The organism is Streptomyces sp. Y7 (assembly GCF_043195415.1).
Classification (GTDB): domain Bacteria; phylum Actinomycetota; class Actinomycetes; order Streptomycetales; family Streptomycetaceae; genus Streptomyces.
This window is the reverse complement of the sequence record NZ_JBIDDQ010000018.1, coordinates 109634-126704: the sequence shown is the minus strand read 5'-3', so window position 1 is coordinate 126704 and position 17071 is coordinate 109634. Positions and strand designations below refer to the sequence as shown.

12 protein-coding genes are annotated in these 17071 nt (G+C 73.0%); 7 read left to right on the top strand and 5 right to left on the bottom strand.

Annotation, left to right across the window (positions count from 1 at the left end):
- Window positions 1-189 precede the first annotated feature (189 nt).
- Entirely contained in the window at window positions 190-3912 is a 3723-nt protein-coding gene (locus ACGFW6_RS32400) for a S8 family serine peptidase (protein WP_393517896.1), read from the top strand.
- Window positions 3913-4121: 209 nt separating this feature from the next.
- Window positions 4122-5447, top strand: a complete 1326-nt coding sequence (locus ACGFW6_RS32395) for a protein phosphatase 2C domain-containing protein (RefSeq protein ID WP_393517893.1) — start codon at window positions 4122-4124, stop codon at window positions 5445-5447.
- 15 nt (window positions 5448-5462) lie between these two features.
- Here the strand turns inward: ACGFW6_RS32395 and ACGFW6_RS32390 are convergent, their stop codons facing one another.
- Window positions 5463-6779 carry a helix-turn-helix domain-containing protein gene (locus ACGFW6_RS32390; protein WP_393517890.1) on the bottom strand — a complete coding sequence of 439 codons (1317 nt, stop codon included), beginning with the start codon at window positions 6777-6779 and terminating at the stop codon, window positions 5463-5465.
- 244 nt (window positions 6780-7023) lie between these two features.
- Here ACGFW6_RS32390 and ACGFW6_RS32385 point away from each other — a divergent pair, with 244 nt between their 5' ends.
- Both ACGFW6_RS32385 and ACGFW6_RS32380 read left to right on the top strand, forming a co-directional pair.
- Window positions 7024-7638, top strand: coding sequence for a hypothetical protein (locus ACGFW6_RS32385; protein ID WP_393517887.1), 615 nt, complete (start codon window positions 7024-7026; stop codon window positions 7636-7638).
- Window positions 7639-8282: 644 nt separating this feature from the next.
- A complete protein-coding gene (locus ACGFW6_RS32380) occupies window positions 8283-8735 on the top strand; it encodes an ATP-binding protein (protein ID WP_393517884.1) in 453 nt (150 codons plus the stop codon).
- 106 nt (window positions 8736-8841) lie between these two features.
- Here ACGFW6_RS32380 and ACGFW6_RS32375 read toward each other — a convergent pair whose 3' ends face one another.
- Window positions 8842-9882, bottom strand: coding sequence for a DUF2637 domain-containing protein (locus ACGFW6_RS32375; RefSeq protein ID WP_393517881.1), 1041 nt, complete (start codon window positions 9880-9882; stop codon window positions 8842-8844).
- Between the two features lie 361 nt (window positions 9883-10243).
- Window positions 10244-11095 carry a (2Fe-2S)-binding protein gene (locus tag ACGFW6_RS32370; protein ID WP_393517878.1) on the bottom strand — a complete coding sequence of 284 codons (852 nt, stop codon included), beginning with the start codon at window positions 11093-11095 and terminating at the stop codon, window positions 10244-10246.
- A 119-nt stretch (window positions 11096-11214) separates the two neighbouring features.
- On the opposite strand from ACGFW6_RS32370, the gene ACGFW6_RS32365 reads away from it, so the two are divergent.
- Entirely contained in the window at window positions 11215-12222 is a 1008-nt protein-coding gene (locus tag ACGFW6_RS32365; protein WP_393517875.1) for a GntR family transcriptional regulator, read from the top strand.
- A gap of 383 nt (window positions 12223-12605) precedes the next feature.
- On the opposite strand, the gene ACGFW6_RS32360 is transcribed toward ACGFW6_RS32365, so the two are convergent.
- Window positions 12606-13388, bottom strand: coding sequence for a hypothetical protein (locus ACGFW6_RS32360; RefSeq protein WP_393517872.1), 783 nt, complete (start codon window positions 13386-13388; stop codon window positions 12606-12608).
- Between the two features lie 153 nt (window positions 13389-13541).
- Window positions 13542-15218, bottom strand: a complete 1677-nt coding sequence (locus tag ACGFW6_RS32355) for a PucR family transcriptional regulator (protein WP_393517869.1) — start codon at window positions 15216-15218, stop codon at window positions 13542-13544.
- A 375-nt stretch (window positions 15219-15593) separates the two neighbouring features.
- Between ACGFW6_RS32355 and ACGFW6_RS32350 the strand changes: the two genes are divergently transcribed.
- Together ACGFW6_RS32350 and ACGFW6_RS32345 are read left to right on the top strand one after the other, a co-directional pair.
- The gene (locus ACGFW6_RS32350) at window positions 15594-16484 is read left to right on the top strand and encodes an FAD binding domain-containing protein (protein WP_393517866.1); all 891 of its coding nucleotides are present in this window, start codon (window positions 15594-15596) and stop codon (window positions 16482-16484) included.
- Window positions 16484-17068, top strand: coding sequence for a (2Fe-2S)-binding protein (locus tag ACGFW6_RS32345; RefSeq protein WP_393517863.1), 585 nt, complete (start codon window positions 16484-16486; stop codon window positions 17066-17068). The genes ACGFW6_RS32350 and ACGFW6_RS32345 overlap by 1 nt, the downstream gene beginning before the upstream one ends.
- The last annotated feature ends 3 nt before the right edge of the window (window positions 17069-17071 follow it).

Sequence of the window (17071 nt, the reverse complement as noted above, 5' to 3'; positions counted from 1 at the left end):
CGGTGTCCGGTCCGTGGCGGAAAACGGCCACGGCGCAAAACCGCCTCCGCACATCATCGCGGTACCACCGCTCACTCTGCCAAGGTGTCGCCACCGCAGCATCAACCACCGCCCGCAATGCCCGAGTTGGGCCTCATCGGCCTGCGCTTTCGCGCTCGCGGGCAGCGGCAGCACGGGAAGAGGGCGATCTTGGGGAGAGCGATTTCGCGTACGGCACTGGGCGCGGCCACCGCCGCGATCCTGGCCGTGACGCCGGCCGTACCCACGCACGCGGCCACCGGGCCGAGACCGCCGGCCGGCACCGGCGACCGGGCCACCCCCGGCGCCGACGCCGGTTCCGTCGTCACCCTGGTCACCGGTGACCGCGTCCTCGTCACCCGGGACGGGGCCGTCGCCCTGCCCGGTCCGGACGGCACCACCCCCTTCACCCAGACCCGCCGCTCCGGCGACGACCTGTACGTCTACCCCGAGCGTGCGATCGAGGCCCTGGCCGCCGGCCGGGTCGACGAGGAACTGTTCAACGTCACCGGCCTGGTCCGGCAGGGCTACGACGACACGCACCGCGCGACGCTCCCGCTGATCGCCACCTACGACCGCTCCGTCGCCCGGGCCGTGCCGCCCACCCCGCGCGGCGCCGAACGCGGCCTCGTCCTCGACGCGATCGACGGGGTCGCGCTGGAGGCCGACAAGAAGAAGGCCGCCGACCTCTGGGCGGACCTCGCCGGCCCCCGCTCCCGCGCGGCCGGCGACCTGAAGAAGCTGTGGCTCGACGCCAAGGTACGGGCCACGCTGGACCGTTCGACCCGCCAGGTGCACGCCCCCGAGGCATGGGCCGCCGGCTACGACGGCAAGGGCACGAAGGTCGCCGTCCTGGACACCGGCGTCGACGCCGAACACCCCGACCTGGACGGCCGGATCACCGCCTCGAAGAACTTCACCGACTCCCCGGACGCCGGCGACCACGACGGCCACGGCACCCACACCACCTCCACCGTCGGCGGCACGGGCGCCGCGAGCGACGGCCGGAACAAGGGCGTCGCCCCCGGCGCGGACCTCCTCAACGGCAAGGTCCTCGACGACTACGGCTACGGCGAGACCTCATGGATCATCGCCGGCATGCAGTGGGCCGTCGAGCAGGGCGCCGACGTCGTCTCGATGAGCCTCGGCAACCCGGCCCGCACCGACTGCACCGACCCGATGGCCCAAGCCACCGAGGAACTCGCACGCGGCAGCGAGCACACCCTGTTCGTCATCGCGGCGGGCAACACCGGGCCCGGCACCAACACGGTGTCCTCACCGGGGTGCGCCCCGAGCGTCCTCACCGTCGGCGCCGTCGACCGCGACGACTCCACGGCCTCCTTCTCCAGCCGCGGCCCCGCGTACGGCTCGCACACCCTCAAGCCGGAGATCACCGCACCCGGCGTCGGCATCTCCGCCGCGGCGGCCGGCGGGCGCGGCGTGTACGCGTACCGGTCGATGAGCGGTACGTCGATGGCGACCCCGCACGTCGCCGGCGCGGCGGCGATCGTCAAGCAGCGCCACCCCGACTGGACGGCCCGGCAGATCAAGGCGGCCCTGGTCTCCTCCGCCGACACCGGCATCCCCGGCGACGTCCGGGAGACCGGCGGCGGACGCCTCGACGTGCGGGCCGCGATCGGACAGAAGGTGCTGGGCGCAGCCGCCCTGCAAGCCGGCACCTACCACTGGCCGCAGGACGCGAGCGACCGCACCACTCTCGCCGTGCCCTACACCAACACCACGGACAGGGCGGTGGAGTTGAAGCTGACGGTGCCCGCCGTCACCGGCAACGACGGCTCCACCGTCCGCTCGGACCCCGTACGGATCGACGCCCGCAAGGTCACCGTCCCGGCGGGGGCCACGGTCGAGGTCCCGCTGCGGATCGACCCGACGGCCCGGCTGGAGCGCGCCCAGTACGGCGACGTCACCGGCCGCGTCCTCGCCACGACCGACGGCCTGCGCGTCTCCACGCCGTTCGCGCTGTACGTCCAGCCGGAGACCGTCACCCTGCGCGTCAAGCTGCTCGACCGCACCGGCCGGCCCGCCGCCGGCGCCTCCTCCGTCGACCTGATCGGCACCGACGACGCGACCGGCGAGCGCCGCTTCAACGAGGGCGCCACCGACCAGACGTACCGGATCCGCCCCGGCTCCTACTTCCTGTCCAGCTTCGTCACGACCCCGCAGACCGAGGGCACGCTCCTCGACTCGCTCACCTACCTGGGCCGTCCGCAGCTGGAGATCCGCGACGACACGACGGTCGTCCTCGACGCCCGCAAGGCCCACCGGCTCGCCATCCGCACCGAGCGGCCCACCGAACTCCGGGGCGCCACCCTCGGATTCGCCCGCGGCTGGGACGACACCTGGCTGCACGCGGGCACCGCGGCCGGCGGGCGCGAACTGCGCGGCTACTACGCCTCCGTCACCGGCAGAGCGACCGACGGGGACTTCGAGTTCGACAGCTTCTGGCGCGCGGCGGCCCCGCAGATCACCGAACTCGCCGTCGTGGGCGGCCCGTCGCTGCACCCGACCACCGCGTCCTACAGCTCCGCCAACCTCGACGGCACCGGCCGCGCCGCCCTCTTCGACGCCGAATCCGGTACGGCGGAGGAACTCTCCGGTGCCGCCGGGAAGATCGCGCTCGTCGGGATCCCGGACGGCGGGAGCGCCCACGAGATCGCGACCCGCGCGAAGGAGGCGGGGGCGCTGGCCGTCCTCGTCCACCGTGACGCGCCGGGCCGCTGGTACCCGTCGGCCGGCTTCACCGGCGGCCCGCTGCCCGTCCTCGCCCTCCCGGCCGACGAGGCGAGGGCCCTGCGCACGGCCGGGGACGTGACCCTGCGCTGGACGGCCACCGCCAAGAGCCCGTACGTCTACAACCTGGCCTTCCCCGAGAAGGGCCAGGTCGGTGGCGACCGTACCTACCGCGTCCGGGACCGGGACCTCGCGGCCACCACCGCGACGTACAACTCCATGGCGGGCGGCGCCACCGACCATGTCGACCTGACCTCCATGACCCGCCCGAACGGGCTGACCGGCTACTTCAGCGGCCTGGAGACGGTCCCCGCGCCCTTCCGGCGCACCGAGTTCCACTCGCCCGGCACGACCGGCTGGGAGCACGAGGTGTCCAGCAGCTTCCCGTGGGGCGAGTTCATGATCGACCCCATGCGCGGCTACGCCAAGGGCGAGCGGCGCACCGAGGAGTGGTACGGCGGCGTCCTCGCCCCCGCCGCCCCGCGCGACGAGACCGGCCGGCCCGCGCTCGCCGCCGAACGGCAGGGCGACCTGATCGGCGTGGCGCCGGGCTTCTGGGGCGACGGCCAACACCAGGGCGTGCAGGGCAGCTTCGGCGACATCGGCAGCATGAGCCTGCTCCGGGACGGCGAGACCGTCGGCGAAAGCCCGTACCCGTTCGGTATGTTCACCGTCCCCGCCGCGGACGCGAGGTACGAACTCACCCTCCGTACGGCCAAGATCGGCCCTCCGGCCAGGGCGTGGAACCGCTCCACGAGCACGGTCACCACCTGGACCTTCCGCTCCGCGCGCGACGAGGACACCTACTCGCAGGGCATACCGCTGCTGTTCCCGTGGTACGCGCTGCCTCAGGACGGTCTGAAGACCCTCCCCGCCGAGGACGGACAGACCGTCACGCTCTCGGCGACCGGCCACGCGGGCCACCAGCCCGGTGAGTTGACGCGGGCGCGGCTCTCGTACTCGTACGACGAGGGCCGGACCTGGACCGAGGCGCCGACGGCGCCGCGGGGCGACGGCACATGGAGGGCGACGGTGAACCACAGCGGAGCGACAGGAAAGCAGGTCACACTGCGATCGGTCCTGACCGACGCGCACGGCGCCTCGGTCACCCAGATCGTGACCCGGGCCTACGACGTGCGCTGACGCGCGCGAAGGGGATCCGGGCCCGGGTCACCCGGCAGTCGCCGGGCGGTTCTCCCGTGGGGGGTGGGGCCGCCCGGCGACGTGTTTCCCCCGTTGTCTCGCAAGGCTGTTCAAGGCTTCACCCGGCATGCCGCCCGGGTGGCCCCCGCGAGGCCGGATTTTCCTGATGCCCCGTTTTCATCCGCGCCCCGCGGTGGACAATTGGGGGCATGAACCAGCAGGGGGGTAAGCCCACCGGCCGCGAGGACGACTGGTGGAGGCAGCTGTACGGTGACCGCGCCGACGACACGGGCCCGACAGCGGCCCGCGACTCACTGGACGACCGCTTCGCCTCGGCCGCCGGGGCGGTGAACCAGCGGTCGGGAACGGGTGCGTCGGTCCCGCCACCACGAGCGGACGCGGACGCCGTGGAGCCCGCGTCGACATTCCCGGCCGGCCTGCCCAGGCCGCCCGGCTTCACCGTGGCGTCACCGCCGGCCGACGCGGGGCCGCCACCCCCGCCACCTCCACCGCCCCCGGTCGCGGCCCCCGAGCGGCCGAGCCCGCCCGTCGAGCCCGCCGCGCCGCCCCGCCCCCTCGCCTACGTGGGCGACGGCCCGCCCACCTACGCCGCCGAACCCACCGCCCTGCCGCCCGCCGACCCGGACGACCTCGACGACCTGGTCGCCGACACCGTCCTCGACGGCGCCCACTACGGCGCCTGCACCCTGCGCGCCGTCTCCCTGCGCGGCGACTCCGCCCGCTACCGGGGCGAGCCCCGCCGCGACTCCCTGCTCACCGCCCGCTTCGGCACCGGCGACCACGCCCTGCTCCTCGTCGCCATGGCCACCGGCGCCCGCGCCACCCCGGGCGCGCACCGCGCCGCCGCCGAGGCGTGCCACTGGATCGGCCGGGCCGTCGGCCGCAGCCACGCCCGACTCTCCGAGGACATCAGGGGTGCGCGGCGCGGCGATCTGAAGTCCGGGCTGCACCGTCTGACCGACCGCAGCCTCGGCAAACTCCGCGCCAGCGCCGCCGAACAGGGCATAGAGCCCGAGGAGTACGCGGCGACGCTGCGCTGTCTGCTGCTGCCCGCCGACCCGGCGTGCCGTACGCGCGTCTTCTTCGGCGTCGGTGAGGGGGGACTCTTCCGGCTGCGCAACGGCGAGTGGCAGGACATCGAACCCCGCGTCACCGACGCCACCGGCGAACCCGTCGTCGGCTTCGGCTCGCTGCCCGCCGAGACGCCCGACGGCGACCGGCTCACCATGGACCTCGGCATCACCACACCGCCGAGCCCCTACGACCCGGCCCCCGAGCCGCCCCGCGAACCCTTCCGCTTCCGCGCCTCCGTCGCCCGCGCCGGTGACACCCTCCTGATGTGCACGAGCGGCCTCGCCGACCCGCTGCGCGGCGAACCCGCACTCGCCGCCCACCTGACCGGACGGTGGTCCGCCCCCGAACCGCCCGGCTTCGCGGAGTTCCTCGCCGACACCCAGGTCCGGGTGAAGGGGTACGCGGACGACCGTACGGCGGCGGCCGTCTGGGAGGCGTGAGCAACCCCGGGCGCCCTACTCCTCCCAGGGCACCCACGCGCGGGCCGAGGTGTCGTACCCGTAGTTCTTCAGCCCCTTGTTGCCGGTCGTGCGGAACGGGCGGCCGTGGTCGTCGACGCGGACCGTGCCCGTGCGGCCCTGGGACGACCAGTCCAGTTCCAGATACCAGCTGCAGTCGCAGGCCGCCGTCCGCGCGTCGATCAGCAGGACCTCCGGGTCCTCGGCGGACACGCGGTACGGCAGCCGCATCGCGGGGATCGTGACGCCCGAGTCGTTGCCGTCGGCCGGGCGGGCGATGGGGCGGTCCCTGTCCAGATCGACATCGAAGTAGCGGGGCGTCAGCGCTCCGCCGCAGCCCTGATCCATGGCGTAGTTGGTGCCCGCCATGGGCGCCGAGCGGCCGACCACGCGCACGCGCAGCGCCTCCAGGACCACGGCCGTGGACGACTTGCCCTGCACCGTGATCCTCACCAGCGTCTGCTTGCCGTGCACGGCGCCCATAGTCGCCGCCCAGACCGCGGCGTCCTGCGGGTTCGGCGGCGGCGGGACCTGCTGCGGCGGTTTGTCGATGACGTAGTCGTGACCGCAGCCGGCCTGCCAGACGTGCGAGTCGGCACTCCAGGTCAGGGGCACCCCGGTCGAGGGCCGCGGCCGGGCGGCCTCCTTCGAGGGCCGGCCGGCGTCCCCGGTCGGCTTCGCCGAGGACTTCCTCGACGCGTCGGCCGAGGGGGAGGGGGTGCCCGGGGAGGGGCTCGGGGACCCGGCCGACTTCGGGCGCGGCGAGTCGGGCTCCGTCGTACGGGGCGGATCGACGGCCTCGACGGAGTCGCTGCCCTTCGCGCGGTCGTCCGGGAAGGCGGAGAGACTGCCGAGCGTGGCGAGGAGCGCGGTCGCCACGGCCGCGGAGACCAGCAGACGCCGGCGCCGGTACCAGGGGCGGGGGGCGGGCCCGGGCGATGCCGGGTCGTCCTGGACCGTTCCCATGGCCGCTTCGGAGGTCGTGTCGGAGGCGGCCGCCTCCGCCGCCTCCTGCGCGCCGGAAGGCGTCGCGCCACCGGCCGCCGCGCGCGGCCTCTGCCGGGCGGCCACCGCCAGGATCCACAGCCGGTGCAGCTCCATCCGCTCCTCCGGCGTCGCCCCGCACAGCGCCGCGAACCGCTCCACGGGCGCGAAGCCGAGGGGGACCGCGTCACCCGCGCAGTAGCGGTGCAGCGTGGAGGTGTTCATGTTCAGGCGGCGGGCCAGCTGACCGTAACTGCGGTCGGTGCGTTCCTTCAGGCGTCTGAGTAACGCCGCGAACTCCTGAACGTCGTCGTCCTGTGCTTCCGACACTGTTCTCCCGTGTCCTCCGCGTCCCGGGACGGCATCCCAGGCACTCCCTATACCTGCACGTCACAAGGGCTGGGATGGTTCCACCGTCGCGGATCGGGCGACGGCGCTTGCGGCCGCCCGCTGTGACGGCTGATGCTCTTGGTGTCGCACCGACCGGGCCGGGGGGACCAACCGGCGTCGGTGACGATCCACTTCCGCACGTTCACGCAGTCATGCACTCATCTGATCCACGGGGGGACCACCCATGCCCAAGCGCACCCGAGCCGGCGTGCTCACCGCACTCGCCGTCGTCGGTCTCACGGCGGGCACCGCACTCTCCGCGGCACCCGCCGGCGCCGCGCCGAGGACGCCCGCACCGAAGTTCCTCGCGCCGTCCGAACTGCCGCCGCACTCCACCGGCTGGACCGCCGACAAGGTCACCGGCGGCGTCCCGGAGGAGATGCAGTTCTGCTTCGGCGAGTCCCTGCTCGCCTACACCTCCAGCTACCGCACCTTCCGCACCGACCTCGACACCGGCGCCCAGCAGCTCAACGTCGTCGTCGGGAACAGCGCCAAGGCCAAGGCCCTGGCCACCCGCCTCGACAAGGACGTCAAGCGCTGCGTCGCACGCATGGACGCGGACCCGGACGTCGAGGCCGACCACAGGAGCTACGGCAGCCTGCCGGTCGAGGAGGGCGCCCGTGTCCACGGCTTCGCGACGCGTGCCTCGTGGGGTGCCATGGACATCCACCTCGTCTCCGTCGGCCGGGACGGCGGCACCGTCACCGTCGTGCAGTGGGGACAGATGGGCGACTTCGCGGACGCGCCGGTGAAGGCGTTCAAGAAGACGACGACCACCGCGGTCAACAAGCTCTACTGACCGACGCGTCACCCGGACCATCGCCACAGCGGGGCCGCCCTCCCGGACGGGGGTCGGGCGGGCGGTCCCGCGCTCGTCACGGATGACCCGCGAATTCCGGCCAGTTTCACAGGGAGCGGAAAGGTGACCCGAGGCGCCCTGTCGCCCCCGGCACCGGACCTGTGTGCGGCCACCCCGCCTACGACCCCAACCGCCCCAGCACTTCGTCGCCTACGGCCGGTTCGACAGGCCGGCATCGACGCGCGGGCCGATCCCTGTGGTCGGCGCGCCCGCAGGGCAGTCGGCCCGATGCCGTGCACGGCAGCACGGGAGGGGCGTCCTGCTCCAGCGTCGACTGCACGGCCCCGCCTCCCCTCGCCGCGGGCACGCCTTCGACCGGGAACCGGAGGTGTGGCCGGTGGCCGACCAGCCCCGTTCGTCGTCCGTGGCGGCCTCCGGGCGGCCGACGGGTGACGTTTCGGCTTTCATCCAACCTGCCTGGACCGCCCCAACCGTGGCCGAACACCTGGTCGTTCACGATTCGACATGACTGGCGCCAAGTCCCATGGGGAAATGGTCCCCGTGAACGTGTTCGAGCCAGGAGGGGAACCGACATCGGCACGCGGGCGGGGGTCATGAAGAGGCAGGCACGAGGAGGCGGTCCCATGATATTCGGGGCCTCCTCGGTGGAGACAGTGGAGGACAGGGCCGCGAGCGACGGGGAACACGCGCAGCCGCCTCAGCTCAGGCACAGACTCGGACGGCGGGACCTACGGGCCGTCCCGGAGGCACGCAGGGCGCTGCGCGAGCTGTTACGGCACTGGGGGAGGCCGGGACGATCGGAGATAGCCGAACTGCTCACCAGCGAGCTCGTCACCAACGCGCTGGTGCACACCGACCGCGACGCGGTCCTGACGGCGACCGTCGGGCCGGGCGGACTGCGGGTGGAGGTACGGGACTTCGTGACCCGGCTCCCCAGACCACGCGTACCGATCGCCGACGACGGTACGAGCGGCAGGGGCCTGATCCTGGTCCAGTCCCTCGCGGACACCTGGGGCGTGCGGACGCACGCGGTCGGGAAGGCGGTGTGGTTCGAACTCGACGCGGGCGCCGTGTGAGGACGTGCGCGACGTGCGACTGGTGGTGCGGGACGGCGAAGGGGCGCGACCCGTCCCGGGTCGCGCCCCTTCGCCGATGACGCCGACGCGTCGCTGACCGGCAGGCTCAGCCGAACTGCTGCTCCAGGTCCTTGAGCTTGCGCTCCAGGGAGTCCAGCCGCGGCAGCGCCATGGTGTCGTCCTCCGCGGTGAGGTCGACGGTCACCGGGTCAGAACCGGTGCGTACGGGCTGCAGAGAGGGACGCGAGAGCACGGGCAACTGTTCCGGCGCGGATATGGCAGGCTCCGCGGACACCTGGGCCGAACCGGACTCCAGGGCCTGCGGCTCGGCCGGCCGTCCGTTGCCGCGGCCGATGAAGCCGCGGTGGCCCCGGCTGATGGCCTTGAGCTGGGCGCGCTCCATGCGCTCCTTGTCGCGGCGGCGCAGTCGGGCCGCGTCCTTCTGCCGCTTGTCCTCGCGGACCTCGTCGACCGCCTCGTCCAGGCTGCGCACGTTCTCCAGCAGCATCAGCGACCAGGCCTTGTACGTCTCGCGCGGCGCCCGCAGCCAGCGGACGATGCGGATCTGCGGCAGCGGACGCGGCACCAGGCCCTGCTCGCGCAGGGCGGCCCGGCGGGTCTGCTTCAGTGCGCGGTCGAACAGTACGGCCGCCGAAAGGGACATGCCGGCGAAGAAGTGCGGGGCACCGGCGTGGGCGAGGCCCCGGGGCGCGTGCACCCAGTTGAACCAGGCCGCGGCGCCCGCGAACGTCCACACGAGTATCCGGGAGCCGAGGGCCGCGTCACCGTGGCTGGCCTCGCGCACGGCGAGGACGGAGCAGAACATCGCCGCGCCGTCCAGACCGAACGGCACGAGGTACTGCCAGCCGTTGGACAGGCCCAGGTTCTGCTCACCGAAGCCGACCAGGCCCTTGAAGGAGAGCGCCGCCGCGACCGCGGCGCAGCAGAAGAGGAGTACGTAGGAGGCCGTGCCGTATATGGCCTCCTTGCGCCTGCGTCGCTCCTCGCTGCGCTCCCACGAGTCCTCGGCCTTCGCGTGCTCCCCCGACCGCTTGCCGCGCGCCAGTACCGCCACCGCCGCCAGCATGCCCAGGAGCAGTACGGCGCCCGGAAGCAGCCAGTTCAGCGATATGTCGGTCAATCTCATCTGGGGTCCCTTGCATTGGGATAGGGCGTAACGCCCGCCATAGTGGCCCAATCCCGCTGGCCCTCAGGGGTTTTCGGGGCAAGAGGCCGCCAAGGAAGTGCAAGGGGATGCCCAGGGCAGCATTCTGCTCGAACTGCCGCTTGAGGGGCAGGAGTTGAGTTCGAACAAGACTACCCGTGCGGGTGGTGCCGCGAAAAGTTCCTGCGCGGAGTGAGGAAATTGTGAAACGCCTGTAACCGTAACGGGTGTCCCGCTCGTGGGTGATCTTACGGCACCAAGGGTGACGCGTACGCCTGAGGGGCCCTCAACTCGCGCTGCTCACCGGGAGTTGGGCGGCACGGGCTCCTCCGGTGACGGACGTTCAGCTCGCCGTCGCCAGGAGTTTGGTGACCCGGTCCGCGTCGCAGGTGCGCGGGCAGGTGGCGCAGGTGTCCTCGGGGCGCAGTGTGTAGAACATGCAGCAGCTGGCGCGGTCCCGGGTCGGCAGCGACTCGCCGTCGGGGCCGGTGAGTTCACGGAACGCGGCCGAACCGACGTACGGCTGCGTGGCGCCCGGCAGGAGCAGTTCCAGCTCGCGGCGGGCGCGGTCCTGCTCGCCGTCGCCGAACAGGTGGGCGACGTACCACAGGCTCTCGACGATCTCGTCGGTCGCCATGCCCCACAGGGCGCGGCCGCGGCGGCGCATGCGCGGGCCGAAGCCGGCGAGAACGGGTTCGAGGTGCTCGGCGATCGCGGTTCGCACCTCGGCGCGCAGTGCCTCCTCGTCCGGGACGACCCTGGCGCCGGGCAGGACGGCGGCCGGGTCGCCGGGGAGGCAGGCGAACGTGGCCGGGCGGGCCGCGAGGCGGCCCATCGCGAGGCCGGTTGCCGTCCGGTCGTAGGAGACATGTGTCACGGGCAGGCGCGGGACGCGGCGGAGCAGGAACCAGGGCACGGTGATCAGCAGGCAGGCGGGCCAGGCGTAGCGGTGCAGGCCGAAGCTGGCGACGACGTCGGGGCGGGCGGGCTGTCCGTAGTCGCGCCGTACCTGAGCGTCGTCCCAGGCCAGGAAGGCGTCCAGGGCGTCGCCGCCGTCGGCCAGGGCGGCCGCGGTGACCCAGCCCGCGTGGTGGGGCATGGGGTCGGGGGCGGGGGGCTGGATGATGCCCAGTGCCGGGAGGGCCGTGGTGAGACGGGTGTAGGCGTCTGCGAGGGCCGAAGGGGGCACGGGCATGGGGGCCGCCGATTCCGAGAGGCTTCAAAGGTAAGCCTTACCTTACCCAAGATCGCTGCGGTTTGAACTGTCGCGTTCTGCGCCTATGGTGCTTGACGGGTGAGTAACAACCCGCCGTAATGACCCCAAGTACCGACACGTCCGGAGGAGGACCCGTGAAGCAGGGCGCGCAGAGCTCCGCGGTGACCGGGAATCCTGGTGGTTCGGATCGTGCGTCGGGGCAGCGGGGCGCTTCGGGTGTGGAGGGCGTGGACGGCGTGGGGGTCGGGGGAGGCGTGAGCGCCGGGAGCGCCGCGGGGTCGGATATTCGCGGGGGCGTGCCGCGGGTGCCTGCGCAGGGGCGGGGGGTCGCTGTACGGGGGGTTGAGGAACAGCGGACCGAGCGCGTTGAGCGGGCTGAGCCGGTCGTGGGGGGCGGGCCCGAGCGGGGTGACGGCGGAGCTGTGGCGCGTGGGGAGCACACGCACAGTGAGACGCCGATTCCGCGGCCTCGGGCCTTGGTGCAGCGGGCCTCCGTGCGGGGGCAGATCCTGGACGCCCTGCGGACCGCGCTGGTGACGGGTGAGCTGTCGCCCGGGGTCGTGTACTCGGCGCCTGCTCTGGGGGAGCGGTTCGGGGTCTCTGCCACGCCGGTGCGGGAGGCCATGCAGCAGCTCGCGTTGGAGGGGGCCGTCGAGGTCGTGCCCAACCGGGGGTTCCGGGTGGTCGAGCGGGGGGCTCGGGAGCTGGCCGAGCTGGCCGAGGTGCGGGCGCTGATCGAGGTGCCGGTGATGTTGCGGCTGGCGCGGACGGTCTCTGCGGAACGGTGGGCCGAGTTGCGGCCGTTGGCGGAGGCCACCGTGCGGGCGGCGGCCACCGGGTGCCGGGCCACGTACGCCGAGACGGATCGTGGTTTTCATCGGGCTGTGCTCGGTCTCTGCGGCAACGAACAGTTGGTCCAGCTCGCGGATGATCTGCATCGGCGGGCTCAGTGGCCGTTGGTGAGTCCGGGGCGGGCGCCCGGGCGGGGGCCTGCCGATCTGCTCGCGGACGCGGCGGAACACACCGCGCTGTTGGACGCGTTGATCGCGCGGGACCTGGATGTGGTGCGGTCGTTGGTGGGGGAGCATTTCGCCGGGGCGCGGTGACGGTGCCTGCGGCCGCCTGTGCGGGTGGGGTGGGGTGCGCTTAGCGCCTTGTGTCGGTGGGTGGGGCGGGGGGGGGGGGGGGGGGGGGGGGGGGGCGGGGCCGTGCCGGGGGGGTGTCCGTCCTCGGTCCGGCGGGATCCCGGCATCAAGGGGTGCTGTTTCTTGACGCCGGCCGCTGCGGGCGGACACCCCCCGGCACGGCCCCTTGCCGCCGTGGGCGGGTGCCGGCCGGGTGGAGGTGCGGCCCCCCTGCCGTCGTGGGCGGGTGCGCCCTGTTCTTGGTGCCGGATGCCCGTTCTTTCAGCCCGTCCGGCGTTTGAGGACGAGCCGTTCGGGCCGATGCGGGGTCTGGGGCGGGAGCCCCAGGAGGGTGAGGTACGGGGTCAGGCCGTCGCCGTGTTGGGGGCTGGTGGGGTGAGTTGGTGGGACAGCCAGGTGGGGACTCCGCCCAGGAGGCGGAACAGGCGGGTGGCTTCCTCGCGTAGGCGGGACGCCTCCGGTTCCGCTTCCGCGTCCGCCAGGGACGCCAGCGCGGGGGCCGTGCCCACGAGGTAGCCGAGTTCCTCGCGGATGCGCAGGGACTCGGCGAAGCCGTGCCGGGCCTCCGCCAACTCGCCGTCGCGCAGGGCCAGTCCGGCCAGATGGCGCCAGGTGAAGGAGAGCAGGAGCGGGTCGGCGTGCGCCGTGGCGCCGGCGTGGGCCCGGCGGTAGGCGGCTCGTGCCGCTTGGGGCGAGCGGGCCAGGTTCTCGGCGAGGAGGCCGCGGCGGAAGTCCAGGAGGGCCCGGCCCGCTGCCCCCGGAGGGATCAGCGCCGCCGCGCGGCCCAGCGCAGCCCGCGCCTCGTCCGCCCGGTCGCGCACTCCGTGCAGCGTCGCCGCATAAGCAAGTTGCCCGCGTTCACAAGCGGCCGCGCCCCGCTCGTCGTCACTGTGGGCGAGCGCCTCGGCCGTCCGCAGGGCGTCCTCCGCCTCCGCCCAGCCCTGTTCGGTGTAGAGGCAGCGCTCCACCAGCAAGGACGCCCGCTGCAGCGAGGCCGCCGCGGTCACCGGCCGTAGCAGGGCCGCCGCGTCCGCCCAGCAGGCGCGTGAGCGCAGCCGCCATACCGCGGTCTGGAGTGGATCGTCACCGTCGTTCGTTCCGTTACCAGACATGGCGGTATGCGCCACCTGTCCCTCCCCGAGCACGCCATCGAGCTGTTGAGTGGTGGCGGCATCTCAGCACGAATCTGGCGGCCCGGCCAAGAGGGTGGGTGAAGGATTTCACAAAGTCGTGGGACAGTGGCGGCACTTGGTGCCATCCGGCGGGGTGGCCGGGTGGGGTCAACTCATCCGCAATGCCAAGAAGAAATCGAGCTTGTCCTCCAGTCGGGAGAGGTCCCGACTCGTCAACTGCTCGATCCTGCCGACCCGGTAGCGCAGTGTGTTGACGTGCAGGTGGAGACGGGTCGCGCAGCGCGTCCAGGAGCCGTCGCAGTCCAGGAACGCCTCGAGGGTCGGGATCAGTTCCGCGCGGTGGCGGCGGTCGTAGTCGCGCAGGGGGTCCAGGAGGCGGGCGGTGAAGGCCCTGCGTACGTCGTCCGGGACGAACGGCAGGAGGAGGACGTGGGACGCCAGTTCCTGGTGGCCGGCCGCGCAGACCCTGCCGGGGCGCGCCGCCGCCACCCGGCGGGCGTGACGGGCCTCCTCCAGGGCGCCGCGCAGGCCCTCCGCCGAGTGCACCGCCGCGCTGACGCCGAGCGTGACCCGGCCGTCGTCGTTCAGGCCCGCGGAGAGCGGGGCGCGTACCGACTCCAGGAGCGCGTCGGCGAGGATGCCGGCCTCCGAGCCGTCGTGCTCCGAGGAGACGGCGGGGAGGGGGACCAGGGCGATGGCCTCGTCGCCCGTGTGGGCCACCGCGATGCGGTCGGAGGGTTCGGGGCCGGTGGCCAGCGGGTCCACCAGGATCTCCTCCAGCAGGGACTGGGCGATCGGGCCCGCCTCGATGTCGGAGCCCTCCCACTCGGCCCGCGCGACGACCACCTGCCAGTGCGGGGCCGCCCCGAGGCCGGGCAGCAGGACCGGTGCGGCCACCCGGAGGCGTGCGGCGATCTCGGCCGGTGCCGCGCCCGTCTGGACCAGCTCCAGGACCTCCTGGGCGAGGCGGCGGCGGACGGTGCGGGCCGCGTCCCTGCGGTCCCGTTCGACGGCGATCAGCTGGGTGACGCCCTGGAGCAGGTCGAGCCGCTCCTCGGGCCAGTCGCTCGCGTCCGCCTCCACGGCCAGCAGCCAGTCCGACAGCAGCGTCTCGCGCACGTCCCGAGAGCCCTGCGCGGAGCGGCCGCCGCTGCGGACGATCGGGAACAGGGAGTACGTCCCGGAGCCGAGCGTGATCCGGTGCGGGCCGCGGCGGCCCGTGCGGGCGGCCGTCAGATGCTCCGCCGCCAGCCGTGCGCACAGCTCCGCGGGCAGCGCGGGGCCGCCGACCTCGGAGCCGGCGATGAGCCGGCCGGTCGGTGAGAGCACCCAGGCCCGCAGGTCCAGGTCCGAGCCGAGGAGGTCCAGGACCACGTCCGGGCCGCCGCCCGCCGGGCCCGAGGTCATCATCCGGCGGTGCCGGTCGACGACGGCCGCCAGATCCCCGGCCCGCTCGCCGCTGACCTGCCGCACGACATGCTCGGTGACCGTCGCGAAAGCCACCGACTCGTGCACCGCGAACAGCGGGAGGCGGTGGCGGGCACACGCCAGCACCAGGTCGTCGGGGATGTCGCCGAGCTCGGCCTCACCGGCCGCCAGGGCCGCCACGCCGGCCTGCACCAGGATGCGCACGAAAGGGTCGGAGTCCGCGGCGTCGCGCCGCCAGGCAAGGCCCGTGAGCACCAGCTCACCGCCGGACAGATAGCGGCTGGGGTCGCGCAGGTCGGTGGTCATCACGCCGCGCACGGTGCGATCCAGCTCGTCCTCGCCGCCGAGCAGCTTGAGGCCCAGCGCGTCGGTTTCCAGCAGTGCGCGCAGCCGCATTCTCGTCGCCGCCGTTCTTTGTCTCGAAATCTATGATGGATCTTCAGGGGTCTGTGGGGTGCGGCCCGAGCCGAGGGCCGATGAGCGGCGCCGGGGCGGTGCTCGTCGTCTTTCGGACGGTGTCCCAGGTCACAGGGCCGTGTCCGGTGTTTCCGGAGAAAGACGTGGAGGTTACTGGTGACCTCCGTTCATACGAATCTACAAGATGCCCACCCTGGCCAGCCAACTCCTTCATGGTTTCCGTGACTGACCCCGGTGGAGTACGGCGCTGTGTACTGACGTCAATGCGCGTTAACAGCACATGAACGAGCCGGGCCCGCCGCACCTGATCTGGCTCAAACCGTACGACCCACGAGACGAAGAAGAGAGCCGGTCATGGACTTCCTTCGCCCCGCCAGCTGGGAGGAGGCGCTCGCCGCGAAGGCCGAGCACCCCACCGCTGTGCCGATTGCGGGTGGCACCGATGTGATGGTCGAGATCAACTTCGACCACCGTCGGCCCGAGTACCTTCTCGACCTGAACCGCATCGGCGACCTCTACGAGTGGGAGGTCGGCGAGGAGAGCGTGCGGCTCGGCGCCTCTGTGCCGTACACGCGGATCATGGAGGACCTGCGCGCCGAGCTGCCGGGCCTCGCGCTCGCCTCCCACACGGTCGCCTCCCCGCAGATCCGCAACCGCGGCGGCGTCGGCGGCAACCTCGGCACCGCCTCCCCGGCCGGTGACGCCCACCCCGCCCTCCTCGCGGCAGGCGCCGAGGTCGAGGTCGAGTCGGTGCGCGGCAGCCGCCGTATCCCGATCGACGAGTTCTACACCGGCGTGAAGCGCAACGCGCTCGCGGCGGACGAGCTCATTCGCGCCGTCCACATCAAGAAGGCCGACGGGCCGCAGCAGTACTCGAAGGTCGGCACCCGCAACGCGATGGTCATCGCCGTGTGCGCCTTCGGACTCGCGCTGCACCCCGAGACGCGGACCGTGCGCACGGGGATCGGCTCGGCCGCCCCCACGCCCGTGCGGGCCAAGGCCGCCGAGGAGTTCCTGAACGCGGCGCTCGAAGAGGGCGGCTTCTGGGACAACGGCAAGATCATCACTCCGTCGGTCGCCAAGCAGTTCGCCGAGCTGTGCTCGGGCGCCTGCAACCCGATCGACGATGTCCGGGGCACGGCGAGCTACCGCCGGCACGCGGTCGGCGTCATGGCGCGCCGCACGCTGACCTGGACCTGGGAGTCGTACCGCGGCGAGCGCCGCCTCACGGAGGGAGCCGCGTAATGCGTGTCAACTTCACTGTCAACGGACGTCCGCAGGAAGCCGACGACGTGTGGGAGGGCGAGTCCCTGCTGTACGTGCTGCGGGAGCGGATGGGCCTTCCGGGCTCGAAGAACGCCTGCGAGCAGGGCGAATGCGGATCCTGCACGGTCCGGCTGGACGGCGTGCCGGTGTGTTCGTGCCTGGTCGCCGCCGGACAGGCCGAGGGCCGCGAGGTCGTCACCGTCGAGGGGCTCGCGGACTTCGCCAAGCAGCGCGCCGAGCACGGCGGCTGCGCCACCGGTGCCTGCGGTACGTCCCTGCAGGACGCCCAGCAGTGGGCGGCCAAGGGGCAGGACTCGCAGACCGGCGAGGGCACCGAACTCTCCCCGATCCAGCAGGCGTTCATCGACGCCGGCGCCGTCCAGTGCGGCTTCTGCACGCCGGGTCTGCTGGTCGCCGCGGACGAGATGCTGGAGCGCAACCCGAACCCGACCGACGCGGACATCCGCGAGGCGCTGTCGGGCAACCTGTGCCGTTGCACCGGTTACGAGAAGATCATGGACGCGGTCCGCCTCGCGGCCGCCCGGCAGGGAGAGGCGGTCTAAGCA

Bases quoted from the DNA above. Each gene is read 5' to 3' on its own strand.
- ACGFW6_RS32395 (WP_393517893.1), top strand. From the start codon at position 4,122: ATGAACCAGCAGGGGGGTAAGCCCACCGGCCGCGAGGACGACTGGTGG.
- ACGFW6_RS32385 (WP_393517887.1), top strand. From the start codon at position 7,024: ATGCCCAAGCGCACCCGAGCCGGCGTGCTCACCGCACTCGCCGTCGTC.
- ACGFW6_RS32380 (WP_393517884.1), top strand. From the start codon at position 8,283: ATGATATTCGGGGCCTCCTCGGTGGAGACAGTGGAGGACAGGGCCGCG.
- ACGFW6_RS32375 (WP_393517881.1), bottom strand. From the start codon at position 9,882: ATGAGATTGACCGACATATCGCTGAACTGGCTGCTTCCGGGCGCCGTA.
- ACGFW6_RS32370 (WP_393517878.1), bottom strand. From the start codon at position 11,095: ATGCCCGTGCCCCCTTCGGCCCTCGCAGACGCCTACACCCGTCTCACC.
- ACGFW6_RS32365 (WP_393517875.1), top strand. From the start codon at position 11,215: ATGACCCCAAGTACCGACACGTCCGGAGGAGGACCCGTGAAGCAGGGC.
- ACGFW6_RS32355 (WP_393517869.1), bottom strand. From the start codon at position 15,218: ATGCGGCTGCGCGCACTGCTGGAAACCGACGCGCTGGGCCTCAAGCTG.
- ACGFW6_RS32350 (WP_393517866.1), top strand. From the start codon at position 15,594: ATGGACTTCCTTCGCCCCGCCAGCTGGGAGGAGGCGCTCGCCGCGAAG.
- ACGFW6_RS32345 (WP_393517863.1), top strand. From the start codon at position 16,484: ATGCGTGTCAACTTCACTGTCAACGGACGTCCGCAGGAAGCCGACGAC.